This is a genomic window from Mesorhizobium sp. B2-5-4 (assembly GCF_006441095.1).
GTDB classification, from domain to species: Bacteria; Pseudomonadota; Alphaproteobacteria; order Rhizobiales; family Rhizobiaceae; genus Mesorhizobium; species Mesorhizobium salmacidum.
This window is the reverse complement of sequence record NZ_VFUR01000016.1, coordinates 22,954-48,551: the sequence shown is the minus strand read 5'-3', so window position 1 is coordinate 48,551 and position 25,598 is coordinate 22,954. Positions and strand designations below refer to the sequence as shown.

Annotated in this window: 20 protein-coding genes, 1 tRNA gene and 2 pseudogenes; 15 read left to right on the top strand and 8 right to left on the bottom strand. The window is 63.5% G+C overall.

Annotation, left to right across the window (positions count from 1 at the left end):
- The first annotated feature begins 57 nt into the window (after positions 1-57).
- The 4 genes and pseudogenes from FJ492_RS20080 to FJ492_RS20065 all read left to right on the top strand — a co-directional run bounded on the left by FJ492_RS20080 (position 58) and on the right by FJ492_RS20065 (position 3,035).
- A complete protein-coding gene (locus FJ492_RS20080; RefSeq protein ID WP_140507004.1) occupies positions 58-678 on the top strand; it encodes a 2,3-bisphosphoglycerate-dependent phosphoglycerate mutase in 621 nt (206 codons plus the stop codon).
- A 123-nt stretch (positions 679-801) separates the two neighbouring features.
- Positions 802-886: transfer RNA gene (locus FJ492_RS20075), tRNA-Leu, on the top strand.
- Between the two features lie 150 nt (positions 887-1,036).
- A pseudogene (locus FJ492_RS20070) lies at positions 1,037-2,692 on the top strand (FAD-dependent oxidoreductase); the annotation flags it as partial.
- A 34-nt stretch (positions 2,693-2,726) separates the two neighbouring features.
- Entirely contained in the window at positions 2,727-3,035 is a 309-nt protein-coding gene (locus FJ492_RS20065) for a UBP-type zinc finger domain-containing protein (protein ID WP_140771787.1), read from the top strand.
- 37 nt (positions 3,036-3,072) lie between these two features.
- Here the strand turns inward: FJ492_RS20065 and FJ492_RS20060 are convergent, their stop codons facing one another.
- On the bottom strand, positions 3,073-3,249 hold the full coding sequence (locus FJ492_RS20060) for a hypothetical protein (protein WP_181165991.1): 177 nt from the start codon (positions 3,247-3,249) through the stop codon (positions 3,073-3,075).
- A 95-nt stretch (positions 3,250-3,344) separates the two neighbouring features.
- Complete coding sequence (locus FJ492_RS20055) at positions 3,345-5,351, bottom strand: BTAD domain-containing putative transcriptional regulator (RefSeq protein WP_140771785.1); 2,007 nt, start codon at positions 5,349-5,351, stop codon at positions 3,345-3,347.
- Between the two features lie 249 nt (positions 5,352-5,600).
- On the opposite strand from FJ492_RS20055, the gene FJ492_RS20050 reads away from it, so the two are divergent.
- The 3 genes from FJ492_RS20050 to FJ492_RS20040 are packed head-to-tail and all read left to right on the top strand — an operon-like array spanning position 5,601 to position 8,594.
- Positions 5,601-6,689, top strand: coding sequence for a pyridoxal-phosphate dependent enzyme (locus FJ492_RS20050; protein ID WP_140771783.1), 1,089 nt, complete (start codon positions 5,601-5,603; stop codon positions 6,687-6,689).
- 11 nt (positions 6,690-6,700) lie between these two features.
- Positions 6,701-8,188 carry an aspartate aminotransferase family protein gene (locus tag FJ492_RS20045; protein ID WP_140771781.1) on the top strand — a complete coding sequence of 496 codons (1,488 nt, stop codon included), beginning with the start codon at positions 6,701-6,703 and terminating at the stop codon, positions 8,186-8,188.
- 49 nt (positions 8,189-8,237) lie between these two features.
- The gene (locus FJ492_RS20040; protein ID WP_140506991.1) at positions 8,238-8,594 is read left to right on the top strand and encodes a hypothetical protein; all 357 of its coding nucleotides are present in this window, start codon (positions 8,238-8,240) and stop codon (positions 8,592-8,594) included.
- 33 nt (positions 8,595-8,627) lie between these two features.
- On the opposite strand, the gene FJ492_RS20035 is transcribed toward FJ492_RS20040, so the two are convergent.
- A complete protein-coding gene (locus FJ492_RS20035; RefSeq protein WP_140771779.1) occupies positions 8,628-10,142 on the bottom strand; it encodes a winged helix-turn-helix domain-containing tetratricopeptide repeat protein in 1,515 nt (504 codons plus the stop codon).
- 212 nt (positions 10,143-10,354) lie between these two features.
- Between FJ492_RS20035 and FJ492_RS20030 the strand changes: the two genes are divergently transcribed.
- The 5 genes from FJ492_RS20030 (at position 10,355) to FJ492_RS20010 (ending at position 16,521) form a co-directional block, all read left to right on the top strand.
- Positions 10,355-10,594, top strand: coding sequence for a DUF1127 domain-containing protein (locus FJ492_RS20030; RefSeq protein WP_140506988.1), 240 nt, complete (start codon positions 10,355-10,357; stop codon positions 10,592-10,594).
- A gap of 116 nt (positions 10,595-10,710) precedes the next feature.
- Positions 10,711-11,082, top strand: coding sequence for a hypothetical protein (locus FJ492_RS20025; protein ID WP_140715639.1), 372 nt, complete (start codon positions 10,711-10,713; stop codon positions 11,080-11,082).
- A 107-nt stretch (positions 11,083-11,189) separates the two neighbouring features.
- On the top strand, positions 11,190-11,816 hold the full coding sequence (locus FJ492_RS20020) for a CDGSH iron-sulfur domain-containing protein (protein WP_140771777.1): 627 nt from the start codon (positions 11,190-11,192) through the stop codon (positions 11,814-11,816).
- Positions 11,817-12,007: 191 nt separating this feature from the next.
- Entirely contained in the window at positions 12,008-14,050 is a 2,043-nt protein-coding gene (locus FJ492_RS20015) for a hydantoinase/oxoprolinase family protein (RefSeq protein ID WP_140771775.1), read from the top strand.
- Between the two features lie 299 nt (positions 14,051-14,349).
- Positions 14,350-16,521: a malate synthase G gene (locus tag FJ492_RS20010; RefSeq protein WP_140771773.1), complete on the top strand. Its 2,172-nt coding sequence runs from the start codon at positions 14,350-14,352 to the stop codon at positions 16,519-16,521.
- A gap of 201 nt (positions 16,522-16,722) precedes the next feature.
- Here the strand turns inward: FJ492_RS20010 and FJ492_RS20005 are convergent.
- Positions 16,723-18,159 (bottom strand): annotated as a pseudogene (locus FJ492_RS20005) (YifB family Mg chelatase-like AAA ATPase); the annotation flags it as partial.
- A gap of 307 nt (positions 18,160-18,466) precedes the next feature.
- Here FJ492_RS20005 and FJ492_RS20000 point away from each other — a divergent pair.
- Entirely contained in the window at positions 18,467-18,880 is a 414-nt protein-coding gene (locus FJ492_RS20000; RefSeq protein ID WP_140771770.1) for a hypothetical protein, read from the top strand.
- Positions 18,881-19,183: 303 nt separating this feature from the next.
- Here FJ492_RS20000 and FJ492_RS19995 read toward each other — a convergent pair whose 3' ends face one another.
- Positions 19,184-20,560: an amidase gene (locus tag FJ492_RS19995; protein ID WP_140771768.1), complete on the bottom strand. Its 1,377-nt coding sequence runs from the start codon at positions 20,558-20,560 to the stop codon at positions 19,184-19,186.
- Positions 20,557-21,156, bottom strand: a complete 600-nt coding sequence (gene betI, locus FJ492_RS19990; protein ID WP_140613574.1) for a transcriptional regulator BetI — start codon at positions 21,154-21,156, stop codon at positions 20,557-20,559. Before betI ends, FJ492_RS19995 begins: the two co-directional genes overlap by 4 nt.
- Positions 21,157-21,255: 99 nt before the next feature.
- On the opposite strand from betI, the gene choX reads away from it, so the two are divergent.
- Positions 21,256-22,194 (top strand): choline ABC transporter substrate-binding protein, encoded by a 939-nt coding sequence (gene choX / locus FJ492_RS19985; RefSeq protein WP_140613573.1) that lies wholly within the window; start codon positions 21,256-21,258, stop codon positions 22,192-22,194.
- 308 nt (positions 22,195-22,502) lie between these two features.
- On the opposite strand, the gene FJ492_RS19980 is transcribed toward choX, so the two are convergent.
- Positions 22,503-23,366, bottom strand: a complete 864-nt coding sequence (locus FJ492_RS19980) for a plasmid partitioning protein RepB C-terminal domain-containing protein (RefSeq protein ID WP_140771764.1) — start codon at positions 23,364-23,366, stop codon at positions 22,503-22,505.
- Entirely contained in the window at positions 23,363-24,928 is a 1,566-nt protein-coding gene (locus tag FJ492_RS19975; RefSeq protein WP_140771762.1) for a recombinase family protein, read from the bottom strand. The genes FJ492_RS19980 and FJ492_RS19975 overlap by 4 nt, the downstream gene beginning before the upstream one ends.
- Positions 24,929-25,152: 224 nt before the next feature.
- On the opposite strand from FJ492_RS19975, the gene FJ492_RS19970 reads away from it, so the two are divergent.
- Positions 25,153-25,473: a YMGG-like glycine zipper-containing protein gene (locus FJ492_RS19970; protein WP_140771760.1), complete on the top strand. Its 321-nt coding sequence runs from the start codon at positions 25,153-25,155 to the stop codon at positions 25,471-25,473.
- Positions 25,474-25,598 lie beyond the last annotated feature (125 nt).

Genomic DNA, 25,598 nt, shown 5'->3' with positions numbered 1-25,598 from the left:
CGGACAGAAAACCGCTACACACTTTTCCTGGAATGCTCAGACCCCAGAGGAGCAAAAATGTCGAGAACTCTCGTGCTCGTGCGTCACGGCCAGAGCGAATGGAATTTGAAAAACCTGTTCACCGGCTGGCGTGACGTCGACCTGACCGAGCAGGGCCACGCCGAGGCCAAGGCCGCCGGCCAGAAGCTCAAGGCGCGCGGCCTGAAATTCGACATCGCCTTCACCTCGGCGCTGGTCCGGGCGCAGAAGACCTGCCAGCACATTCTCGACGCCGTCGGCCAGAGCGACCTGAAGACCATTCGCGACCAAGCGCTGAACGAGCGCGACTATGGCGACCTTTCCGGCCTCAACAAGGACGATGCGCGCCAGAAATGGGGCGAGGAGCAGGTGCATGTCTGGCGTCGCTCCTACGACGTACCGCCGCCCGCCGGTGAAAGCCTGAAGGACACCGGCGCCCGCGTCTGGCCATACTACCTGCACGATCTGCAGCCGCACGTGTTGCGCGGCGGCACCGTGCTGGTCGCCGCCCACGGCAATTCGCTGCGCGCGCTGATCATGGCGCTGGACGGCAAGTCGGGCGAGGAGATCGTCAGGCTGGAGCTCGGCACCGGCGTGCCTGTGATCTACCAGCTCAACGCCGATTCGACCGTGGCCTCGAAGGAAGTGCTGGAGGGCTGACGGCTGGCGAGTTGCGGCGGCGGGCCTCCACCAGCTTTGCTAAAGCGACTTCCCAGCTTTTGGCGTCCTGTTCCAAAAAGCGCGTTGACAGCAATCGCTTGCCCGCTTATTGAGCCCGCACCAGCCCAGATGGCGGAATTGGTAGACGCGCACGGTTCAGGTCCGTGTTCCGCAAGGAGTGGAGGTTCGAGTCCTCTTCTGGGCACCAAATTCCCGTTTCGAACCATTCGATCGGTTCAGAAGCTCAAGAAAAAAGCCCGGTTCGTCCGGGCTTTTTTCTTGCCCGATGACCTCCCCTCCTGGCCAGTCCCCAACAAACCGCTTCAAACCGGGCTCCGGCTTCGCTACGCTCGCTCCCATGTCTCAATCCGCCACCGCGATCTTCGGCGCCCGCCGCGACCAGGCCTTCCCAACCCTGGCCGAGGCCGACATCGAGCGCATGCGCCGGTTCGGTGAGGCCAGCGCCTATGCCGCCGGCGAGCACATTTTCGAGGCCGGCGATGTGTCTCCGGGGCTGATCGTCGTCCTGTCGGGCAAGGTGGACATCACCCAGGACGGCAAGCTCGGCCGGCGCGAGACGATCGTCACGCATGGCCCGGGCAGCTTCGTCGGCGAGCTGGCGCAGCTTTCGGCCCGTCCCTCGCTGGTCAATGCGCAGGCCGCCGAGCCAGTGCAGGCGTTCGTCATCTCCTCGCAGAGGCTGCGCGACCTGATGATGCAGGAGGCCAATCTCGGCGAGCGCATCATGCGGGCGCTGATCCTGCGCCGCGTCGGGCTGCTCGAGAGCGGCACGATCGGTCCCATCATCATCGGACCGGCCGACAATGGCGACGTCCTGCGCCTTCAGGGGTTTCTCGCCCGCAGCGGCCAGCCCCACCGCGTGCTCGATTCCAAAACCGATCCTTGCGCGAAGACCCTGTTTGAGCACTTCCATGTCGATCCCCATCACTTGCCGGTCGTGCTGTGCCCGAACGGCAGGCTGCTGCTCAATCCCGCGGAGAAAGACCTCGCCCGCTGCATCGGCCTGCTGCGGCCGGTCGACGCCAGCAAGGTCTATGACGTCGCCATTGTCGGCGCCGGGCCGGCCGGTCTGGCGGCGGCGGTCTATGCGGCCTCCGAAGGGCTGTCGACCATCGTGCTCGATTGCCGTGCCTTCGGCGGCCAGGCGGGCGCTTCCGCGCGCATCGAGAACTATCTTGGCTTTCCCACGGGCATTACCGGCATGGCGCTGATGGCGCGCGCCTATAACCAGGCGCAGAAATTCGGCGTCGAGATGGTCATCCCCGACGAGGTGAAGCTGCTCGGTGCCGCCACCGACGGCGCGCGCTACCAGCTTGCGGTCGGCGACGACGAGACGGTGCGCACGCGCTCGGTGGTGATCGCCAGCGGCGCACGCTACCGCCGCCTCGACGTCGCCAATCTCGCCGAGTTCGAGGGCACATGCGTGCATTATTGGGCCTCGCCCATCGAAGCGCGGCTTTGCGGCGGCCAGGAAGTAGCGCTGGTCGGCGCCGGCAATTCGGCTGGGCAGGCGGCCGTCTTTTTGGCCAGCCATGTCAGGAAAGTGGCGCTGCTGGCGCGTGGCGGCAGTCTCGAAGCCTCGATGTCGCGTTACCTCGTCGAGCGCATCAGGGCGCAGCCGAACATCGAGGTGCTGACCGGCACCGAGGTCGAGGCGCTGGACGGCGAGGAAGGCAATCTTGCCACGGTCCGCTGGCGCGACCGCTCGAGCGGCGCCTCGACGACGCGGCCGATCCGCCATCTCTTCCTGTTCATCGGTGCCGACCCGAATACCGACTGGCTCGCCCAGTCCGACGTGGCGCTGGATGCCAGGGGTTTCATCCGCACCGGATCGGACATGGGATCGGCACATGGCCTGATGGAGACGAGCCGCAGCGGCGTGTTCGCCATCGGTGACGTGCGCTCCGGCTCCGTCAAACGCGTCGCGGCGGCGGTCGGCGAAGGCGCCCAGGTTGTGGCGGCATTGCATGCATTTCTTGCGCGGGAAGGCAGCCATGCCGACGCGCCTCAACTGTTGGGGGAGTGTGATGGCGGACGAGTGCAGACACGCGGCTGGGATCAAGGACGTGACGCCGAGCGCGCTTGGCTGCGAGGAATGCCTGAAGAGCGGCTCGTGGTGGGTGCATCTGCGGCTCTGCCGCACCTGCGGCCATGTCGGTTGCTGCGACGACTCCCCCAACCGCCACGCCACCAAGCACTTTCATGCCACCAGCCATCCCGTCATCGAGGGCTATGACCCGCCGGAAGGCTGGGGCTGGTGCTATGTCGACGAGATCTTTCTCGACCTCGGCGACCGCACGACGCCGCAGAACGGCCTGATCCCGCGATTTTACTGAGTACTTCGGCGAGCTGGGAAAAGCGGGCCGGTCTGATCTATCGCACCGAACCGGTAACTGTCCGGTCGACATCCGGAACGGATTTGCGATCATTGCCGGCAAGGGCGGCGATGAGCAGCAGGCTGGCCACGACCGGAACGAACAGCACGGCGACGCGGGCCTGTATATGAAGAATGGCGCGCCATTCGCTGCGCTTGTCGGGGCTGTTGCTCATCATACTCACTTTGCCATGGCCCCCCGAGGTCACATAGCCGTGAACGGTTAAGCAACTCCTTCCGACTTCGTTAACGCAGGCGTTCAAGCCTGAAATCAGCCGAGCCCGATCCGCCTGGCGCCTTGCCGGAACAACGCTTCGGCGTCGGGCTCGAAGCGGAACGTGCCGATGAAATCGTCGGCGCGGTAATCCGGCAACGTCTTGCGGATCGCGGCTGCAAAGCCGCGCGCCTCGTCGAGCCGCCCCGCCAGCGCCAGGCAATGTGCCGCGATCGCCAGGATGATGGCGTGCGCGTTCGGCCGCGCCGCTGCCTTCCGCGCCCATACGGCTGCCTCCTCGAACTGGCCGAGACGGACATGCGACATCGCCCGCGCGCCCAGCATGCCGAACAGCAGCGGGTCGAAAGGGCTGAGGTGGCGCGAATGGTCTGAGGAGCTTATCGCCGCTTTCGGGTCGCCCGACTGCGAGTGGACGAAGGACAGCGCGTAATGGCCGAGCGCGAAATTGGGACTGAGTTTGACCGCCTGTTCCAGTTCGCCGAGCGAGCCCTCCTGTTCGCCGCGCAGCCACAGCGCCCGCCCCATTGCCCAGTGGGCGGCCGGATTGTGGTCGTCGGCCAGCAGGCTCTGGCCGGCGCTCTCGAACGCCAGCGCGCTTTCCCGGTCGCGGTCGTCCCAGCGCTGGAAGGCGTTCTGCCAATGGGTGAAGGACAGGCCGGCATAGGCGCGGGCGAAGGTCGGATCGAGCTGCAAGGCCCTGGCAAAGAAATGCCGCGCCGTTTCGTTCTCGGCCTGGGTGAAGCGATACATGTGCCAGAGGCCGCGGTGGTAGGCCTCCCAGGCGTTGAGCGAGTTGGGCGCCTTCAGCAGGGCTCGGTTACGCTCGACGGTCTCGACCTCCACCGAGATCGACGACACGATGCTGTCGCCGATGTCGTCGAGCACGGCAAAAATGTCGTCCGGACGGTGCTCGAAGGTCTCGGCCCAGACGATCCTGGCGGTACGCACCTCGACGAGTTCGACGCCGACGATCAGGCGGCCGGCCATGCTGCGCACCGTGCCGGTGGCGACATAGTCGACCTTCAGCCGGCGACCGGCCTCCTCGGGTGCGATGCCCTTGTCGGCCAGTGCGAAGACCGATCCGCGCGCGATGACGAAGAAATCCCGCAGCTTGGCGAGACGGGTGATGATGTCGTGGGTAAGGCCATCGGCCAGCCCGCCGCGCAGGCCGGATTCCTCAATAAACGGCATCACCGCCAGCGACGCATGGCTCGGCTCGAGTGGACCGGAGTCGAGTGGACCGGAGTCAGGCGGACCAGGTGACGTCAATTGCGATGCTGTGAACTGGCAGGCCGGCTGCGGCCGCGGCGAGGCAGCCGACTGCTGGTCGCGGATCACCCGCCAGGCTGTCCGGAGCGGGACGAAATCCAGGTCTTCCGACTGGAACAGCTGTGCCGCCACCGCCAGATGCTTCTCGGCCGCGGCGATCTCGCCGCGCCGGGCGAGGCTCGCCAGCAGCGCCGTATGCGCGCGCCCCTCGAAAGGCGCGAGTTCCACCCATTTGTCGAGATGGGCGGTCGCTTCGTCGCAATCAGCGGGCAGGCTCGCGACGAGCCGTTCCAGCACCGCCGCGTGGACGGACCGGAAACGGCGGCGCTGGCCGATCAGCCAGCTGTTGAAGTGCGGATTGCGTTCGAGTTCCAGCCCGTCGAGAAAATCGCCGGCGAAGAGTTCTGCCAGCGCTCGCAACCGCTCGGCATCGAGCGTGTCGACCCCGTGCGTGGCCGCATGGCTGATCTCCAACGCATCGATAAGGCAACCGCCGAGATCGAGCGCGACCGTATCGTCCTGAGTGCGGACACGGCGCCGGTCCGGCGTGTCGAGAGCGCCGCGCAACTTGCTCAGGCACCAGCGCAGCTCGCCTCGCGGATCGTTGGGCACGTGCCACAGAAGTTCGCATAGGCGGCTGCGCCCCACCGGGTGCGGCGCCAGCGCCAGATAGGCAAGCAGCGCCCGCAGCTTGCGCGAGGCCGGCAGTGCCATCGGCACACCGTTGCGCGTGATCGCCAATTGGCCGAGCAGGCGCACGGACAGGCCCGGCATTCCGCCGTCCTGGCTCGATGGTGCGGATTCCACGTCCGTTTCCACGCCTGCTCCCACGCTGGCCTGTCGGCCCCTGCTTTATCACCAAACACGATCTGGCGCATCCGGCGGCGAATTTCGCGCCGGCAGCGATCATTGCCGCATAGCCGGCAACGTCAGTCCTAGCGCGGCAAGGTCTCGAGACCTCGCCGCCCGGGCCGCCGGTTTGTAACCGGTCCGTGAAAATGAACACGATCGAGGAGATCAACGATGTTGAACAAACAGAAAATCAGGACCACCGCCGGGCGCGGGCGCCTGTTCGACGGCATTCTCGACACTGTCGGCGACACGCCGGCGGTGCGCATCAACAATCTCGCGCCGGCCCATGCGACCATCTACGTCAAGGCCGAGTTCTTCAACCCGGGCGCCTCGGTGAAGGACCGGCTGGCGCTCAATATCATCGAGGAGGGCGAACGCAGCGGCGCGCTGAAGCCGGGCCAGACCGTGGTCGAGGCGACCAGCGGCAACACCGGCATCGGCCTCGCCATGGTCTGTGCGCAAAAAGCCTATCCTCTGGTCGTCACCATGGCCGACAGCTTTTCGGTCGAGCGCCGCAAGCTGATGCGCATGCTCGGCGCCAAGGTGGTGCTGACGCCGCGCGCCGAAAAGGGTTTTGGCATGTACAAGAAGGCGGTCGAGCTGGCTGAGGCCAATGGCTGGTTCCTCGCCCGCCAGTTCGAGACGGCCGCCAATGCCGCCATCCACGAGGCGACGACGGCGCGCGAAATCATCAACGATTTCGCCGGCTCGCGGCTCGACTGCTTCGTCACCGGCTATGGCACCGGCGGCACCGTCGTCGGCGTGGCGCGAGTCTTGCGCCGCGAACGGCCCGATACCCGCATCGTGCTCTCCGAGCCGGCCAATGCGCAACTGATCGGCAGCGGCAAGACGCAGCTGCGCGCTGCCGGTGGCGCCCCCGCCGCCAGCCATCCGGCCTTCGAGCCGCACCTGATCCAGGGCTGGACGCCGGACTTCATCCCCAATGTCCTGCAGGAAGCGATCGACGCCAGCCTCTATGACGAGGTGATGCCGATCGCAGGGCCAGAGGGCATCAAATGGGCGCGGGCGCTAGCCCAGAAGGAAGGCATCTTCACCGGCATTTCCGGCGGCGCCACCTTCGCCGTGGCGCGGCAGGTCGCGGAGAAGGCGCCGACGGGATCGGTGGTCCTGTGCATGTTGCCCGACACCGGCGAGCGCTACATGTCGACACCGCTGTTCGACGGCATCGAGGCCGAAATGGATGCCGACGAGCTGGCGCTGTCGCGCTCGACGCCTGGCTGCCAGTTTCCGGCGGCTTGACGGAGGCAGTCATGGACATTGCGCGAGAAACCGTCGGCATGGTGGCCGAGGAAACGCTTGACCCCGCCGACTGGGCCGATGTGCAAGCCTTGTCGCACCGGGTCGTCGACGATGCCGTCGATTATCTGCGCGACGTGCGCGACCGCCCGGTGTGGCGGGAGATGCCGGCCGATGTGCGGGACTTCTTCACTGCCCCGTTGCCGCGCTCGCCGGCACCGCTTGCCGCCGTCTACGGCGAGGTCTCGCGCACCGTGATGTCCTATCCCATGGGCAACATCCATCCGCGCTTCTGGTCCTGGTACATGGGGTCGAGCAACTTCACCGGCGCGATCGGCGATTTCCTGGCGGCGATCCAGGGCTCCAATCTCGGCGGCGGCAACCACGCCGCGGGGCTGATGGACAACCAGGTGGTGAACTGGTGCAAGGAGATGCTGGGCTTTCCGGCATCGGCCTCCGGCACGCTGGTCAGCGGCGGCTCGATGGCCAATATCATCGGGCTGACCGTGGCGCGCAACGCCAAGGCCGGCATCGATGTGCGCGAACACGGCGTCGCCGCCATCGAAAAACCGCTGCGCTTCTACGGCTCGGACCAGATCCATTCCTGCCATCGCAAGGCGATGGAAGCGCTTGGGCTCGGCAACCGGGCGCTGCGCCGGATCGCGACGGATGCCGGGCTGCGCATCGACATATCGGCCTTGCGCGCGGCGATCGCCGAGGACCGGGCAGCCGGCGTCACGCCGGCCTGCGTCATCGGCAATGCCGGTACGGTCAACACCGGCGCGATCGACGATCTCAGGGCGCTTGCCAAACTCGCGCACGAGGAAGGACTCTGGTTTCATGTCGATGGCTGTATTGGCGCGCTGATCGCGATAGCGCCGCAAAACGCCCACCGCGTCGCCGGCATCGAATGGGCCGATTCGATCGCGCTCGATCCGCACAAATGGCTGCACGCGCCGTTCGAGGTCGGCTGTGCCCTGGTCAGGGATGCCACAGCGCACCGCCGGACCTTCGCGGTGACGCCGGAATATCTGGAATCGACGCCGCGCGGCCTCGCATCCGGCGAATGGCTGCACGACTATGGCCTGCAGACCTCGCGCGGCTTTCGCGCGCTGAAAGTGTGGATGGCGCTGAAGGAGCATGGCATCGAAAAATTAGGCCGCCTGATCGACCAGAACATCGCGCAGGTCTCCTATCTGGCCAGGCTGATCGAGGCCGAGCCTTCGCTGGAACTGGCGGCAGCGCCGACCATCAACATCGTCTGCTTCCGCTACCAACCCGGTTTGGCGGGCGAAGCGCTGAAGGCGCTCAACACCGAGATCATGCTGCGGCTGCAGGAGCAAGGCATCGCGGCACTCTCCGACACCACCGTGCATGGCGAGCACTGGCTGCGTGTGGCGATCACCAATCATCGCACCCGCCGCGACGATCTCGATCTGCTGGTGCGTGAAGCGGTGAGGCTGGGGCGTGAGATCACTGCGGAGGGCCGCGTGTCTTCCTAGTTCCGGGCGGCCGTGCAAATCTGCCCGCGATGATTCGGGGAGGTCGGCGGTGACGTTGTTTCGCATGGTTGCGCTGGCGGCACTGGTCCTGGCCAATTCGGCCGATGCCGCCGATATGGCCTTTTTCGTCAAGAACCTGCGCAAGGAGGCGGTCGCGGTCGAGCTGTTCAGCCGCGACCGTGAGACCGTCTGGCCGGGCAACGACAAGGTGTTCCTTGTCGATCCGGACTCGCAGAAATCAGTGCCGATCTCCTGCAACCAGGGCGAACGCATCTGCTATGGCGCCTGGGTCGATGGCAATGACAAGATTTCCGCCGGCGTCGGCCCAGACAACGACCAGCCCTGCGATACCTGCTGTTTCATCTGCGTGGAGCACGCGACCGAGACGATCGACCTGGTGCCGTGATCGGGGATCCCGTCCAGGCGGTCATTCCGGGCGTCAGTCTGGGAGGCCGGCCTTGTGGAAGCCCTCGATGAAATGCTCACGCGTCGCGTCGTCGCGGAACGGCTCGGTCATCACCCAGTGGCGGGTCGTGAAATGCGGGTTGCCGACGAGGAACAGCTCGACCTCCGCGCGCGCCTCGTCGAGCCGGCCAAGTTGCGCAAGGCTTGCCGCAAGGAAGCGGCGTGAGCTGGTGCGGTAGGTCTCGTCCCGGCGCAGCGTCTCGACGGCGGCAGCGTAGTCGCGCGCCGCATATTGCGCCTGGCCGAGCGTCAGATAGTACCAGCTTGCCGGAAACGGGTTCAGCCGGAACGCCTTGCGGATCTGCTGCAGGCCCTCCTCCACCCGCCCGGCGAGCGTCGTTATATCGGACAATGTCGCCCAGGCATCGGCCTCGTTGGGGTCGAGTTCGAACGCCCTGGCGAATTCGGCATCCGACTCGGCGAAATCATGCTCATAGGCAAGCAAATTGCCGAGCACCCAGTGGCAGCCGGCATCGTTCGGATCGATCGCGACCGCCTTGCGCGCCAGGTCCAGGGCAATGCGGCGGTTAGGGTCGATCGGCTCGCCCCAGTGCACCCATCCCATCCAGTGGTTCATGGCGAGCCAGGCCTCGCCGTAGTCGGGGTCGAGCGCAACCGCGCGCGTCAGCATCAGATGCGCTTCCCGTGCCGTCTGCGGCGAATCGTCGATCAGCTTGCGCGCCCGCACGCACAGATCGTAGGCATCGAGATTGGTGGGCCGGTTGCGTGGCGGCGGCGCGCGCAGCCGGCCGAGCAACGCCTCCACGATCTTGGCGGTCACCTCGTCCTGGACGGCGAAGATATCGTCCAGGCCGCGGTCGAAGCGTTCCGCCCAGAGATGGTCGCCGCTCGCCGCGTCGACCAGCTGTGCGTTGATGCGCACGCGCCCCGCGTCACGCCGCGCGCTGCCCTCCAGCAGGTAGCGGACGCCAAGTTCCCTGGCGATCTCGCGCACATCCATCGCCCTTCCCTTATAGGCAAAGGTCGAATTGCGCGCGATGACGAACAGGCCGGAGATCCTCGACAGGTCGGTGATCAGGTCTTCGGTCAAGCCGTCGCAGAAAGCGTCCTGCCCGGCATCGTTGCTGAAATTGACGAAGGGCAGCACCGCAATCGATGGTTTGTCAGGCAGCGGCAACGGTTTTCGCTTGGCGCCGGCGAGCTGTTCGACGGCTCCCGTGAAGCGGTAGCCGACGCGTGGAACGGTGGCGATCCATTCGCCGCCTCCTTCACTAGCAATGCCGGGCGGACCGAGCAGCTTGCGCAATTGCGCGATCTGGACGGTGAGGTTGCCTTCCTCGACGGCCGTGCCCGGCCACGCCGCGTCCATGAGTTCGGCCTTCTCAAGGATTTCGCCGGCCCTTGCGACCAGCGCCGCGAGCAGCTTCAGCCCGCGATAACCGATGGCTACGGGGACGTCGTTCCGGAGCAGCGTTCCCGCACCGGCATCGAGCATGAACGGGCCAAAGGCAAAGCGCTCTCCCTGCATGGCGCATCTATAGAGCAATTCCAGGAAAAGTGCGAAGCGGTGCCCCGGCGAAGCGCATAGCGCTTTCCCTGGAGGAACTGCACGAAAACAAGGAGTTAGACGCCGTTTGGAACTTTTGAGAACTATTTGGCGGGCCTTAATTACGGCGGCGTTCGCGTCCCGCAGAATGCAACCTCTTTCAGCTTGAGGGCTCCGGCCCCACGGAGGTTGTCATGAACCATATCCTTGTTTCGGTTCCGCCGGCAGTGCGGCAGCCCGCAAGTCCCAAGCAAGCGCCGCGTCGGCGCCTGGCGGTCTTGCGAAACACCATCGCGGCCTGGCGCGAGCGGACACGTTTTCGCTGGGACCTCAAGCGAATGTCGGAGGTCAGTCCACATCTGATCGACGACATCGGTTTGACGACGCCACAGGTAGAGGAAGAAATCGCCAAACTGCCCTTCTGGCAGCGATAAGGCGAAATGTCGCGATGATTTGGACGGGATTGCCGGCATCATCCCTTTAGTGCCCGCCCGCGTCATGTCATGATCCCCCATCGGCCGTGGGGGCCGATTCTACATCGGGGGTTTTCATGTCTTTCACATCAGCGCGCCGGCTCGCCGCCGCGTTTTCGCTTGCCGTCCTGTTTGTATCGACCGCCCAAGCCGGCGACGTCACCTTCGCCGTCAAGAACAGCCACCCCAACGCCATGCGCCTCGAGCTCTACAGCCAGGATCGCGACTATGTCTGGCCGGGCGATGGCAAGGATTTCTATCTCGATGACGGCGAGACCAAGCAGCTGCCGATATCCTGCAATGAAGGCGAATCGATCTGCTACGGCGCCTGGGTTGACGGCGACGAAGGCACCTATTGGGGCGTCGGCCCCGGCAACAAGGAAAAATGCGAGGATTGCTGCTATACCTGCAGCGGCGGCGAGACCGAGGAGATCGATCTGGTCCCCTGACCGGTTTGCCAGCTTGACGGGTTTCCCGCTGGGGACCATAGCCCAAACACCCAAGGCACGCCGTGCAATCAGGCGCGGTGTGCTCCAGGCACACAGGGAGCACGGCAATGGCTGGCATGGTCGAAAGCGACAAGATCGACGTCGGATTTTCCGGCAAACGCTGCATCCACTCGCGCAATTGCGTGCTCGGCGACCCAAATGTCTTCGTGCCCAACGCGCCGGGACAATGGATCCATCCCGAGGCGGCCAGCGTCGAAAAGATCGTCGCGCTGGCCGAGAATTGCCCCTCGGGCGCCATCACCTATATGCGCAAGGATGGCGGACCGCAGGAAAAACCGCCTGTGGTCAACACCGTGCGGTTGCGCGAAAACGGTCCGCTGGCGGTGCATGCCGAGATCGTGCTTGGCGACGAGACATTCTTCCGCGCCACGCTCTGCCGCTGCGGCGCCTCGCAGAACAAGCCGTTCTGCGACAACAGCCACATCAAGGCGGGCTTTGCCGCCACCGGCGAACCGGCGCTGAAGGACGCGCCCGCGCTGGAGGCCCGTGACGGCCCGCTGAAGGCGACGCCTACCACCAACGGCCCGCTCAAGCTCGAAGGCAATGTCGAGATCGTCACCGGCACCGGCCACACGGTCGATCGCACCATGAAGGTCTTCCTGTGCCGCTGCGGCCACTCGGCGAACAAACCGTTCTGCGATGGCAGTCATAAGAAGGTTGGGTTTGTCGGATAAGGCGGCGCGTCGACGCTGCCAATCTCCCCTCTCGTGGCGACGAGGAACCCCACATACGTTGGCGGGACGGCGCACCGACCTTCCGGTGGGTTCACGACACCGTGGCCCATCTCACGCTGCTTTATCGGCCGGCCCGTTTCGGCTAAGGGCACGGGTGAAAAGAACGCCTCCCGTCCCGGATCCACCAAAGAATGACCGCCAAGACCAAGCCCGCCCCTCTCTTCCTCGGCATCGACACCGGCGGCACCTACACCGATGCCGTGCTGTGGTCCGAGACCGAAGGTCCGCAAGAGGGGCCGAACAAGGGCAAGGTGCTGGCCAAGGCCAAGGCGCTGACCACGCGGCATGATCTGGCCGTCGGCATTTCGGGTGCCGTCGACGCGGTCCTGGAAAAGGCGGCCACCGATCCGGCTGACATCAAGCTGGTCTCGATGTCGACGACGCTCGCCACCAACGCGCTGGTCGAGGGGCAGGGCGGCCGGGTGGCGCTGGTCATGATCGGCTTTTCCGAGGCCGATCTTGCCCGTGATGGGCTGAAGACGGCACTCGGCACCGACCCGGTGGTGTTTTGTCCGGGCGGCCATGATGTGCACGGCAACGCGGCAAAACTCGACCTGTCCGGCCTGGAGGCGATGCTGCCGGAACTCGGCGCGTCGGTGTCCGGTTTCGCCGTCTGCGCCTATTTCGCCACCCGCAATCCCGCGCATGAGATCGCCGCCCGCGAGTTGATCCGCGACAGGACCGGCCTGCCGGTCACATCAAGCCACGAATTGTCGGCCAAGCTCGGCGGGCCACGCCGTGCGCTCACCACGCTGCTCAATGCCAGACTGATCTCGATGATCGACCGGCTGGTGGCGGCGACCGAGAGGTTCCTTCAGGCGCGCAACATTGCCGCTCCCCTGATGGTGGTGCGCGGCGATGGGGCGCTGGTTTCGGCGGAGTTTGCCCGCCAGCGGCCGATCGAGACGATCCTCTCCGGCCCCGCCGCCAGCCTGGTCGGCGCCCGCCACATGACCGGGCTCGACAACGCGGTGGTCTCCGACATCGGCGGCACCACCACGGATGTCGCTGTGCTCGATGGCGGCCGGCCGCGGCTCGATCCCGAAGGCGCCACCGTCGGCGGCTTCCGCACCATGGTCGAGGCGGTGGCCATGCGCACTTTCGGCCTAGGCGGCGATTCCGAAGTGACGCTGGAGGACGGCGCGCTCAATCCGAAGATCCTGCTCGGGCCGCGCCGCCTGGTGCCGCTGGCGCTGGCCGGCATGGCGCATGGCGAGGCGGTGACGGCGGAACTCGAACGCCAGTTGCGCGCGCCCAACACCGGCCGCATGGACGGCCGCTTCGCGGTCCGCACCGGCGTGCCGGACCGGCTCGCCGCGGGGCTGACCGCACCGGAGGCAAAGCTCTACGAGGCGATTGGCGCGACGCCGCTTGCCCTCGACAGGCTGCTGACGTCGAACGCCCAGAACGCCACGCTGAACCGGCTGGTCTCGCGCGGGCTGGTGCATATCTCAGGCTTCACGCCGTCGGATGCCGCGCATGTGCTCGGCAAGCAGGCGAACTGGGATGCCGCCGCCGCCCGCTTAGGCGCCGAACTGTTCGCCCGCAGGCGCGATGGCCGTGGCCAGGCGATCGCGGCCTCCCCGGAAGCGATCTCGGAACGAGTGCTGGTGACGCTGACGCGCTGGTCGGCCGAATATATCCTGGAAACCGCCTTTGCCGAGGACGGGCTCGATGGCGCGGCGACCGTGGCGCACGCGCTGGTCCAGCGCGCCGTCGACGCCCACCCCGGCATCGCCCGCCTCAGCGTCGCGCTCGACCGTCCGGTCATCGGGCTCGGCGCTTCGGCCCCCCTGCACTATGCCGGCCTGGCGCCGTTGGTCGGCAATGAGTGCGTGGTGCCCCGGGATACCGATGTCGCCAACGCGCTTGGTGCCGTCGTCGGCCAGGTCAGGGTCTCGGCCGAGGCGCGCGTCAGCCAGCCCAAGGAAGGCCTGTTCCGGCTTGCCTCGGGTGAAACGGTGCGCGATTTCCTCGACGAGGCGGCGGCGATAGCAGCCGCCGAGGCGGATGTCCGCGCCATTGTCGCCCAGCGGGCCCTTGATGCCGGCACCGACAGCGCCGAGATCGACGTGGCAACGGAGTTCCGGGTCTCGACTGTCGAAGCGCAGCGCATGTTCATCGAAGCGCATGTCGTGGCGGTGGCCTCCGGCAGGCCAAGGATCGCGGTTTGAGGAAGAAGAGCGATCTCCCCCCTCGTTGGGGAGATGGCCGGCAGGCCAGAGGAGGGCGCTGTCCCGCCAGCATCTCCGTTCTCCCTTCGCTCCTATATTCTGGTTGGGATGAGTCCCACGGCAAAAGTGGGCAACGTCGGCGATCCTTCGCGCCCCCCTCTGCCCTGCCGGGCATCTCCCCCACGAGGGGGTAGGTTGGCCAACCGCCCAAAATGCCCCACCTTCACCCTAAGCTGAATTGACCCCGCAACCCCAAACATGCCAAACGCCCCGCAAAGCCTTTCATCTGGAGTAGCCTGATGACCGATCGCGTCGAGATCGCCGGATTGCGCATTGCCCGCGAGCTGCATGACTTCGTCGTCGACGACGCGTTGCCCGGCACCGGCATCGAGGCGGCGCGCTTCTGGGACGGATTTTCGGCCATCGTCCATGATTTGGCGCCCAAGAACCGGGCGCTGCTGGCAAAACGCGATGCCATCCAGGAAAAGCTCGACGGCTGGTATCGCGACAATGGCGCGCCGATCGACATGGACGCCTACAAGGCGTTCCTGAAGGAGATCGGCTATCTCGTTCCGGAAGGGCCGGCCTTCAGCGTCTCGACCGCCAATGTCGACCCGGAAATCGCCGTCGTCGCCGGGCCGCAGCTTGTCGTGCCGGTGATGAACGCGCGCTATGCGCTGAATGCCGCCAATGCGCGTTGGGGTTCGCTCTATGACGCGCTCTACGGCACCGACGCCATTCCTGAAACCGATGGCGCGCAGAAGGGCAAGGGCTTCAACCCGGCGCGCGGCGCCAAGGTCATCGCCTGGGCCAAGGACTTTCTCGACCAGTCGGTGCCGCTGACCACGGGCAAATGGGCCGGCGTCAACGGGTTGTCCGTCGCGAACGGCGCGCTGAAGGTCGGCGAAGGCGCCGGCTCGACGACGCTGGCCGACCCCAGGCAATTCGTCGGCTATCGCGGCGACGCCGCCAATCCGCAAGCCGTGCTCCTGGTGAAAAACGGACTGCATGTCGAGATCCTGATCGACCGCGCCAACCAGATCGGCCGCACCGATCCGGCTGGCATCGCCGACGTCATCCTGGAATCGGCACTGACGACCATCCAGGACTGCGAGGATTCGGTCGCGGCGGTGGATGCTGAGGACAAGGTCGTCGTCTACCGCAACTGGCTCGGCCTGATGAAGGGCGATCTGGCGGAAGAGATCACCAAGGGCGGCAAGAGCTTTACCCGCAAGCTCAACCCCGACCGCGTCTACACCATCCCCGCCGGCGGCACGCTGGCCGTGCCCGGCCGCTCGCTGATGCTGGTGCGCAATGTCGGCCACCTCATGACCAATCCGGCGATCCTGGACCGCGACGGCAACGAGGCACCGGAAGGCATCGTGGACGCGGCGATGACGGCCCTGATCGCGCTTCACGACGTTGGGCCGAAGGGGCGGCGGATGAACTCCCGCGCCGGCTCGATGTATGTGGTGAAGCCGAAGATGCACGGGCCGGAGGAAGTCGCCTTCGCCGTCGAGATCTTCGACCGCGTCGAAGCCCTGCTCGGCATGGCCCCAAACACCATCAAGATGGGTATCATGGACGAGGAGCGGCGCACGACGATCAACCTCAAGGAGGCGATCCGCGCCGCCAGGGAGCGCGTGGTGTTCATCAACACCGGCTTCCTCGACCGCACCGGCGACGAGATCCACACCTCGATGGAAGCCGGCCCGATGATCCGCAAGGGCGACATGAAGCAAGCCGCCTGGATCTCCGCCTACGAGGCCTGGAATGTCGACACCGGTCTCGAATGCGGGCTGGCCGGCCATGCCCAGATCGGCAAGGGCATGTGGGCGATGCCGGATTTGATGGCGGCCATGCTGGTCGAGAAGATCGCGCACCCCAAGGCCGGCGCCAACACCGCCTGGGTGCCGTCGCCGACGGCGGCGACGCTGCACGCCACGCACTATCACAAGGTCGATGTCCACGCCGTCCAGGCGGCGCTGAAGAGCCGGCCAAAGGCGAAACTCGACGACATCCTCTCGGTACCGGTGGCCGTGCGGCCCAACTGGACGCCCGACGAAATCCAGCGCGAGCTCGACAACAACGCGCAAGGCATTCTGGGCTATGTCGTGCGCTGGATCGACCAGGGCGTCGGCTGCTCCAAGGTTCCCGACATCAACGACGTCGGCCTGATGGAAGACCGCGCCACGCTGCGCATCTCCTCGCAGCACATCGCCAACTGGCTTCGCCACAAGGTCTGCTCGGAAATCCAGGTCAGGGATTCGCTGCAGCGCATGGCCGCGATCGTCGATCTGCAGAATGTCGGCGATCCGCTCTACCGGCCGATGGCGCCGGACTTCGACAGCTCGATCGCCTTCCAGGCCGCCTGCGACCTTGTGTTCAAGGGAACAAGCCAGCCAAATGGTTACACCGAGCCCGTACTGCATAAGCGGCGGCTGGAGCTGAAGGCGCGGGAGAGCGCCTGAGCCTGCGGCGCCTCATCGAGCTGGTTCCGGCGAGGGCTGCGGCCATGACCTGAAGGGTCACTTTTGCCGCTTTGTCCTGAATTGGATCAATGAGCAGGGCCGCCGGCCGCCGTCACTTCAAACTCCCCGCTTGACCATCTCTCCGCCGGCGAGGTCGGCAGGTCCAGGTGCCGAGGCGGGATGCCGGCCTCCGGGCGAACTCTACGCCGCCTGCGCCATGCGCTCCGAACTCATGCGGTAGGAAATCGCTTCGGCCAGATGGATGCGGCCGACGGCCTCGCTGGCGTCGAGATCGGCGAGCGTGCGCGCGACTTTCAGCACGCGATGGTAGGCCCGTGCGGAAAAGGCGAGTTTTTCGCTGGCGTCCTTGAGCAGCGACAGGCCGGCGGCGTCCGGCATGGCGATCGCTTCGATGACTGCGGGAGAGCAATGCGCGTTGGTGGTGGCGCTGCTGACGCCGAGCCGTTCGAAGCGCTCGCGCTGGAGGGTGCGCGCGCGGCCGACGCGCAGCGCCACATCGGCGCTCTTTTCCGCCCGGTCGGGCCGGATCAGGTCGCTGGCCGAGACCGCCGGCACTTCAATGCGAAGATCGATGCGGTCGAGCAGCGGGCCTGAGATGCGCGCCTGGTAGTCGGTGCGGCAGCGCTCGCCGCGCAGGCAGCGATAGCCGGGTTCCCCGGCCATGCCGCAGCGGCACGGGTTCATCGCCGCCACCAGCTGGATGCGTGCCGGATAAGTGACGCGGTGGTTGGCGCGCGCGATCATGCAGTCGCCGGTCTCAAGCGGCTGGCGCAGCGCATCGAGCGTCTGCGGCGTGAATTCGGGGAACTCGTCGAGGAACAGCACGCCGTGATGGGCGAGCGACACTTCGCCCGGCCGCGCGCGTATGCCGCCGCCCACCATAGCCGCCATCGAGGCCGAATGGTGCGGGGCGCGGAATGGCCGCCGGTCGGTCAGCTTGCCTTCGCCGAGCTCGCCCGCCACCGAGGCGATCATCGAGACTTCGAGCAATTCCTTCGGCGCCAGCGGCGGCAGGATCGAGGGAAGACGCTGCGCCAGCATCGATTTTCCCGAGCCCGGAGGACCGATCATCAAGAGATTGTGGCCGCCCGCGGCCGCCAGTTCCAGCGCCCGCTTCGCCGTCTCCTGGCCCTTGATGTCGGCAAGGTCGGGCAGGTCGCGTGCCGAGGCGTGGATGCCGGCCTCCGGGCGCGACAGCACCTGCGTGCCGCGGAAATGGTTGGCTATGGCAATCAGGCTGCGCGGCGCCAGAATGTCGAATTCCCGCCCCGCCCAGGCCGCTTCCGGCCCACAGGCGAACGGGCAGATCAGGCCCTTGCCCTCGGCATTGGCGCCGATCGCCGCCGGCAGCGCACCGGCGACCGCCGTGATCGTCCCGTCAAGCGACAGTTCGCCGAGCACGACATAGCCGGCCAGCATGTCGCCCGGAATGGCGCCGAGGGCCGCCATCAGGCCGAGTGCGATCGGCAGATCGTAATGGCTGCCTTCCTTGGGCAAATCCGCGGGCGCCAAATTGATCGTTACTTTTTTCGACGGCATCGACAGGCCGGAAGCATGAAGGGCCGCCTGGACCCGCTCGCGGCTCTCGGCCACCGCCTTGTCCGGCAGGCCGACGATGTGCATCATGAGGTGGATTAATTTCTAGGAACTACGCATCGAACTGAGCACTCCGGCTGCCGTATGACCTGAAACTGCCCTTACTGTCGATTCTGCTCGCCTTCAAAAGGCGTAATCTCGGTCTCGGCATCTTTGATCGAGCGCCCCCCCGCCGAAATCGCAGCGTTGATCGCCCAAGGAGGACAAAATCCTCCACCTCCCATGTTGGAGGTTCACGCTACCCTACGAGCGCATTTCGCGGACCTCAGCGGGAATCCTTAACTCTACATGCCCTAAGAGATGCAGGATTGGGTCAGAGGGGGAAAGCATGCCGCTAAGGGAACAAGGTGTCGTTGACGCGATTGAGGCGTGGCTAAATGCAAACGGCTTCTCGGAAATCAATGCCATAAAGGCTGGTGCTCGCGGCTACGATATCGCTGCCAAGCGCGACGATACAGGCGAGCGTTGGCTGATTGAGGCCAAAGGTGGGGCGTATTCTGGGGCCGACACGTCTAATGATGCTTGGTCACGGACCGGAGCGGCGTTTTTGATGACTGGTGGCTGGCGGTTCCAGAAAGACATTCCTGGCGATCGTTTTGCGATCGGTATCCCATCGTCGCGATGGTTCAATGTCCACGTTGATCGGATAAGGCCAGCACTGAAGTACCTCGGCATCTCAGTGTTTCAAGTAGCTGACGACGGAGCGGTGGTATTTACCGACAATCGACCTCGGATCGATTAGGCGACGGCTACCGAACAAAGGCCACGTGTCGCTTTCTCTTCCCATGATGTCGGGCAGCAAATGTCGGCCTCATGCGGTCCAACCCGACGCTGGTTCTTTGTGTTGTGGCCATTCAGGAAACCGACAACTCAGGCGATCCGACCGTACTGACATTGTGCTACATTAATTAGCGAGCAATGGCGGCGTGTTTGATCGCCTGTTGAATGGGCGAGCATCTGGCAGGGAACGATCCTTGCGGACATTCGACCTGCCATGGCAATTTACGCTCGAAGCGGCAATCCAAGTGCGGCCTGGCGGAAACCTTCATGGCGCGTGACATAGCTCCAGCTGGGCACATAGTTGCAAGACGAGGAGATCATCGCCCGGCTTGCCGCTGATTTGCACACCGACCGAGAGCCCTGAACTATTTTTGAAATACGGACACGACGCGGACGGCTGTCCTGAGATGTTCGATGGGATGGAGTAGGGGGCGAACCTGTAACCCGCCGCGTTCCAGGCCTCGACATCTCCAAATGCCCTGAAGCTCAAGGATCCGACATTCGGAGGGTCGGTCGCCAGCGTCGGCGTCAAACAGACATGGATCGATTCCATCGAACCCAGGTAGCGTGAGGTATAGATCTCGCGGGCGGAGCGTGCCCGCTCATGTTCGCCATTTCCCCCCGCCTTGGCCTTTTCCAGAAGATGCCACGTCAACGGCTCAAGCTCCTCGGCTGCCGGGGCTCTGCCGAGTTCGCGTGAGCGTTCCTCGACTAGGCGCACGAGGTCGAAAATCCACAGGTGATCGAACCAATTGGACGCGTCGAGACCCTCTGGATAGCGATATTCAACAATGCGGTGCCCGAATGATTCCAGAACCTGAGCCGCCCGGTTCACTGCCTCCTGCTGGTCCGGACCACAAGGTCTGCCTGCCGGGTCAGTGCAGCAGACCCCGACTGTTATCTGCCGTACAGGTCTATCGAGGCCTTCGAGATAGGAATGGCGCTGTGGAGAGAAATCGGCGGTGATGTCGAGCGATGCCGCGCTGTCGCGCACGGTGCGCGTGATAACGTGATCGGAGTTCAGCCCACCTGCAATCTCATCAAAGTACGGCCCTGTGGGATTGAAACCCCCGGTCGGCTTGAACCCGAACACGCCGCAGCACGCAGCCGGTATTCTGATCGAGCCACCTAGGTCCGTTGCGTGGGCAATCGGCACCATTCCCGCAGCAACCGCAGCGGCCGCCCCCCCGCTGCTTCCGCCCACCGTCAGATTGAGGTCCCGTGGATTGCGCGTTGTGCCATACGCCCGAGGCTCCGTGACGAACTCGGCAGCAAATTCCGGCGTGTTTGTCTTGCCCAAGATAGCGAGGCCAGCACGCCGCCACCGATCGACCATGATGCTGTCAGGCTTTGCTGGCGCACCCTTGAAGAACGCCGAACCGAAGGTCGTCGGCATGTCTGACGAATAGAGGTTCACGTCCTTCAGAAGGAGGGGCACACCGCGCAATGCACTGGCAGCACCGGTATCGGACCTCGAACAGCTCGGGTCGAAATTACGCATGACCACTGCATTGAGAGCGGCATCCCTGCTTTCAATGACGCTGATCGCAGCCTCGATCACTTCGCGCCGAGAAACCTCTTTTCGTTCGATCAGACGCGCCAAACCGACGCCGTCTTGAGCGACATAGTCCGACACATTCATTCGGCACCCCCACGCGCCAACTGACTGACCAACTGGACGACGTAGTTCTGGAAAATGGCCAGGGCATTCTCGGTGGTCACTCGGCTGGTTGGTTGAGCCGCTTTGACCCAGAGCCCGTCGATCATTGCCAGGAGACAGTTGACCGCAAAGTCCACCTGCCCTTCTGGAATGAGCGAGCGAAGGCAGTAGGCGATATTGCTCGCCAGACGCTTTTCGTAGATTGCCTGATAGCGCATCATTTCGTGATTGCCGCGCAGAGCGGCCCAAAGTGCGAACCACGCCGTTGCCACCGCCGGCTGAAACTGCTCGGCATCGAATTGCGCTGACGCGATGGCCAGAAGGCGCTCCATCGGCGTCGAAGCCGTCCGCAGCCTGGCGATCGTGACGCGTGACAACTCACGGTTCAGGTGACGCAGGACAAGCGTGTAGAGCTCGTCCCGGCTGCCGAAATAGTGGGTGATAAGACTAGGCGAGATTCCCGCCTTCATACCGATCTGGCGGATCGAACTCTGCTCGATGCCAAGCTCGTGAATGGTGTCAATGGCAGCCTCAATGATCTGCTTCTGCCGAATAGGTTGCATTCCCACTTTTGGCATCGGTCCCTCCTGGTTAGCGCCATCTTGCATTTTTTTATTGTACACGCCAACAAAAAAGATATGATTGTTGGAGCGTTCAACAAAAACAGGGGAACTCCGATGAAAGCCTTTGCCCTTTATGCAAGCGCCGCGCTGACCATCTTCATGGCCGCCGCACCTGCGCACGCCGATCCCGAGAGCTGCCGGAAGGTGAAATTCTCCGACCTCAGCTGGACGGACCTTTCGCTGACTAATGCGACGGCGTCCGTCATACTGACATCCTTGGGCTATGAACCGGAACAGACCATTCTGGGTCTGCCGGTGACCTTCGAAAGCTTGAAAAACAAGGATATCGACGTTTTCCTGGGAAATTGGCTTCCCGTCCAGGAACAGGAATTCAAATCATACATCGACAACGGCGATGTCGATGTCCTCACCACCAACCTGACGGGCGCCAAGTTCACGCTGGCCGTGCCGACCTATGTCGCGAAGGCGGGGGTGACCTCGTACGATGATCTTTCGAAATTCTCTGACAAATTCAACTCAACGATCTACGGCATCGAAGCGGGCTCAAACCAGCCGCTGCTCGATATGATTTCCGCCGGAAGGCACGGTCTCAAGGACTGGAATGTCGTCGAGTCCAGCGAGGCGGCTATGTTGACCCAGGTCGACAAGATGACCAAGGGAAAGGAATGGATCGTTTTCCTGGCTTGGGCGCCACATCCCATGAACCTCAAGTTCGATCTGACTTACCTGAGTGGCGGCGACAAGGAATATGGTCCCAACTTTGGTGGGGCGACGGTTCGGACGCTGACGCGCAAGGGCTACCGCCAGGAATGCCCGAACGTGACCAAGTTCCTGGAAAACCTGCACTTCGACATCGACTATGAGAACAATGGCATGAACGAAATCATGACCAACAGCGTCGAGCCGGTAGACGCAGCGCGCAAATTGATAAAGCAGTACCCCGACAAGCTGACCGCATGGTTGGATGGTGTGAAGACGTTCGACGGCAAGGACGGTTATGCTGCAGTCAAGGCAGCTGTGATCACAAACTGACCATCATCGCCTGATCGGTGATCTGCGGGCACTGACGAGCCTCGGGACGATACCTCCCCCGCCCAAGTGCCGACGGGGGAGCTCTGGGAACCTGCTTGCCGACCACTACTCCGTCTCTCATCAAAAGTGTTGCCGTTGAGGCAATGAACCGAGATCAGGTTTCCTTTGGGCAACTTGGCTCAATGTCGGCAGCCCTACGAGTGCCGGGCCAGGCGGATCGCTCATGCTAACATTGTAGGATATTAAATGGCCGAGACATTCAGAGGCTTGCGGCGAAGCTTGCCGCCAAATCCAATGTGCTCGTCACCTCAGAAGACAAAATGCGTGCGCCTTGGTCCGGTTTTGACTGATTGGCTCGTCAAAGCTTCCTGACCCGCTGGAATGTCCAGTATCGTTTGGAACCTTGCGAGCTGCTCCGGGAAATCCCGCGCAAGGTGTCTGACCACCCGAGCGTTTTCCATCACCCCGTCGAGAAAGAGCCTCGCCGCGATCAACTCCAGCGCCCAGGTGCCACGAAGGCTGGCGCAGAAGAGAAATTCATCGTTCAACAAATCAAATTCAACTTCCATGATCGCCAGCTCGTCGGCTGTCACCCCGACAAACTTCTTCCTCGGCCTGGAGGGATCCACCAACTGCGACCCCGGAGTAAGCGTTGCGAGGAGTTGCGCATAGTGGAAGCTCACTCTCTTCAGGGCGATCATTAGCCTTGCAGCTTTGAGCTGCCTTTCCGCAACCATCTTGCGCAAGGACGCGAAGACCTGTGGCGGCACATTCCAATCCTGCAAAAGCTCGATCACCTCGGGAGAGACTCCATTGACCAAGGGCATTGGCGCGGAACTCTCCGAGGGCAGGTTCAAAGTAGGCCCTTCGGTCAGGGCCTTCGGTACAGAAGCCAGGCTTTCGGCCGATAGCAGGCGACGGAACGATTCCTGTTTTATCGGATATCGAAATACCTCGGTGATCGTCTCCAGAAGATGCCGAGAGATAATCGCTTCTGCGATCATGTCCCGCGTTCTTTGGCATTCAGCCTGATAGGTTTTGCACAGCCAGGGACCGGTGAACCACCTGTTGGGCTCTTGCATCTTTTCCAAAAGCGCAGCGTGCCTTGTGCGGTTATTCTGCAAAAGGCGGTCAGCGGCTTCCAGGCCTAAAACCGTGCGGCGTTGCGTCATGTGGCGCTCCCGACGAATGTTCGCTCGGCCAACGCAACGAGCGGATCAAGCGATCGGAAAACAAACGCATCCAGCTTCATTCCATTGTTGACATGGAAATCTCCTTTGAACCCCACGATTTCATGCATCGGAGCGATCAGGTAATCGCGAATGATCAGATTGCCCGGCTGCATGCGGATCAAGACGAAAATATCCGCCATGGCCTCTCGCACCGCCCTCGAAGACCAGCGGGGATAGGCACAATGCGAAACGCGACACCTGGCGATTGCGAGCGCTACGGTCAACTCGCCATTGATGCGGATGATCTCCGTTTCAGGAGCCTGGGAAGCGCGGCCGCCTGCCTTGTCCACCGAGACGAGCAGGTCTTCCATAACGCGATGGCGGATGGCCCTGAGGCGCCTGTCAATCTCGATAAAATGAGACTTTCTGGGCGGCAGGCAACCGATCAGCTTGTATGCACCGAGCAGGCCCCCGAAATGCGCGCTGTAGCGATAGCTCGAAGGGCATTCCGGCGCTGCGTTAATGATGTCGGACGACAGTTTCCCATGCCGTTTGTAGAGTTTTCGTAGGGCTGACAGCATCTCGTCATCGCTCATGTGAAGGTAGAGCGCTTTTAACATTTGCTGTGCTTTGTCGAATAGTTGGCGACTGATGATAGGTTCAAAGGCGTTGTCCGCTCTGACCCATTGATCCGGAGGATTGTACACAGCCTTGGTTTTGAGTTTTGTGCAGCGTCTATTCCAAACGTTGTTGCCGATATATTTCTCATTGGTTAGGACACGGCGCACGCCATAGGCCTTCCAAGGCCGGCCGAAGTCGTTCAGGATCCCCCTGTCATTCAGATATTTCGCGATTTGAGGTTCGTTCTTGCGTGACCTGACGAAAAGGCGAAAGATCAATCGAACAGTGGCAATCTCCTCCGGTGGCCCCGGTACGATGATCACCCGGTCTGTCTGGAAGTTTTTGTGTTCATAGCGGGCGAGGACGAGTTTGGGCTGTCCGAACTGGTCAACCATCAGGCGCCTTAGTCCGAGTCCCTGGATCCCGCCCACGTGGAAGCCCATGCGGGCCATCCTCACCTGGCCCAAAAAGACCCGCTGTGACAACATCCGGCTGTACTCTGCGGCCATGCTGCGCTTTATGGCCTTCAGTACATCGGATCCGACGGTGCCATCATTCGCGAATTGTTCGGCGCAAAACTCGATCCGCACACCGGCTATCTGACATCGATATTCGTAGGAAGCGCTTTCATCGACGCTTTGGAACCGGCCCCATCTGCTCACGTCGTAGACGACGACCGTCTCGTAATCGGCGAGTCCGTGTTCAATGTCGAACAGCAGCTTCTTGAGGCCGGGACGGCCTTCTATGTGCAGCCCGCTACGGCCGGGGTCTTCATAGGTGGCGACGATGTCGTACCCCATGACCTCTGCATAACCGCGAATTGCGTCCTTCTGATTCTCAAGAGAATAAGTCTGGTGCTCGGTGGACATTCGTACGTATTGAGCCGCGCGAACCCTTCGCCGCTCCTTAGGAGGTTCGCGCGCCGCAGCAACCTTATCCATCACCTTGCACCATCGGACGAATGTCAATTCTAGCGGGCAGCGAATGGCAATTCCAGCCAAGATTAAATCGAAGCGTTCGCTCCTAGCTTTGCGTTTTGGAAACCATGACTTTCAACTCATGGGAAACCCTGACTCACTTCGTGAGAGCGCGTGCCCCCGTTCCGCCGCAATGCGGCCTCACGGGACGATCGATAGGGATTTCAGATGTTTAAGGGAGACTTCACATGACCTTTCACAAAGCCATAGCCGCAGTGCTAATGACCGCCGCACTTGCCGGCTGCCAGTCGCAGACCGAAGGCCAGCAACGGGCCACCACCGGCGCCTTGCTCGGCGGTGCCGGCGGTGCTCTCGTCGGCCAGGCTATCGGTGGAAACACCAAGAGCACGGTTATCGGCGCGGCCAGCGGCGCGCTGCTCGGTGCCGTCGTCGGCTCCGCCACCACCCCGCAGCAGCCGCGCGGCGAACAGATGTGCCGCTACCAGGACCGCTACGGTCGCATCTACACCGCGCCCTGCGACGACCGCTACTACAACGGCAATTATTGATTGACCTCCCGACTGACGGACCGGCGCTTCCCGGGCTGCACTTGCCAACATTGTGGCCATTTAAACGGCCAGGATCGGCGCGTTCAAAATCTTCGCTGACGCCGAATTTATCTAACCAACGAATC

Coding starts and splice junctions, on each gene's coding strand:
- FJ492_RS20080 (WP_140507004.1), top strand. CDS start 58: ATGTCGAGAACTCTCGTGCTCGTGCGTCACGGCCAGAGCGAATGGAAT.
- FJ492_RS20065 (WP_140771787.1), top strand. CDS start 2,727: ATGGCGGACGAGTGCAGACACGCGGCTGGGATCAAGGACGTGACGCCG.
- FJ492_RS20060 (WP_181165991.1), bottom strand. CDS start 3,249: ATGAGCAACAGCCCCGACAAGCGCAGCGAATGGCGCGCCATTCTTCAT.
- FJ492_RS20055 (WP_140771785.1), bottom strand. CDS start 5,351: ATGCCGGGCCTGTCCGTGCGCCTGCTCGGCCAATTGGCGATCACGCGC.
- FJ492_RS20050 (WP_140771783.1), top strand. CDS start 5,601: ATGTTGAACAAACAGAAAATCAGGACCACCGCCGGGCGCGGGCGCCTG.
- FJ492_RS20045 (WP_140771781.1), top strand. CDS start 6,701: ATGGACATTGCGCGAGAAACCGTCGGCATGGTGGCCGAGGAAACGCTT.
- FJ492_RS20035 (WP_140771779.1), bottom strand. CDS start 10,142: ATGCAGGGAGAGCGCTTTGCCTTTGGCCCGTTCATGCTCGATGCCGGT.
- FJ492_RS20030 (WP_140506988.1), top strand. CDS start 10,355: ATGAACCATATCCTTGTTTCGGTTCCGCCGGCAGTGCGGCAGCCCGCA.
- FJ492_RS20025 (WP_140715639.1), top strand. CDS start 10,711: ATGTCTTTCACATCAGCGCGCCGGCTCGCCGCCGCGTTTTCGCTTGCC.
- FJ492_RS20020 (WP_140771777.1), top strand. CDS start 11,190: ATGGCTGGCATGGTCGAAAGCGACAAGATCGACGTCGGATTTTCCGGC.
- FJ492_RS20015 (WP_140771775.1), top strand. CDS start 12,008: ATGACCGCCAAGACCAAGCCCGCCCCTCTCTTCCTCGGCATCGACACC.
- FJ492_RS20010 (WP_140771773.1), top strand. CDS start 14,350: ATGACCGATCGCGTCGAGATCGCCGGATTGCGCATTGCCCGCGAGCTG.
- FJ492_RS20000 (WP_140771770.1), top strand. CDS start 18,467: ATGCCGCTAAGGGAACAAGGTGTCGTTGACGCGATTGAGGCGTGGCTA.
- FJ492_RS19995 (WP_140771768.1), bottom strand. CDS start 20,560: ATGAATGTGTCGGACTATGTCGCTCAAGACGGCGTCGGTTTGGCGCGT.
- betI (WP_140613574.1), bottom strand. CDS start 21,156: ATGCCAAAAGTGGGAATGCAACCTATTCGGCAGAAGCAGATCATTGAG.
- choX (WP_140613573.1), top strand. CDS start 21,256: ATGAAAGCCTTTGCCCTTTATGCAAGCGCCGCGCTGACCATCTTCATG.
- FJ492_RS19980 (WP_140771764.1), bottom strand. CDS start 23,366: ATGACGCAACGCCGCACGGTTTTAGGCCTGGAAGCCGCTGACCGCCTT.
- FJ492_RS19975 (WP_140771762.1), bottom strand. CDS start 24,928: ATGGATAAGGTTGCTGCGGCGCGCGAACCTCCTAAGGAGCGGCGAAGG.
- FJ492_RS19970 (WP_140771760.1), top strand. CDS start 25,153: ATGACCTTTCACAAAGCCATAGCCGCAGTGCTAATGACCGCCGCACTT.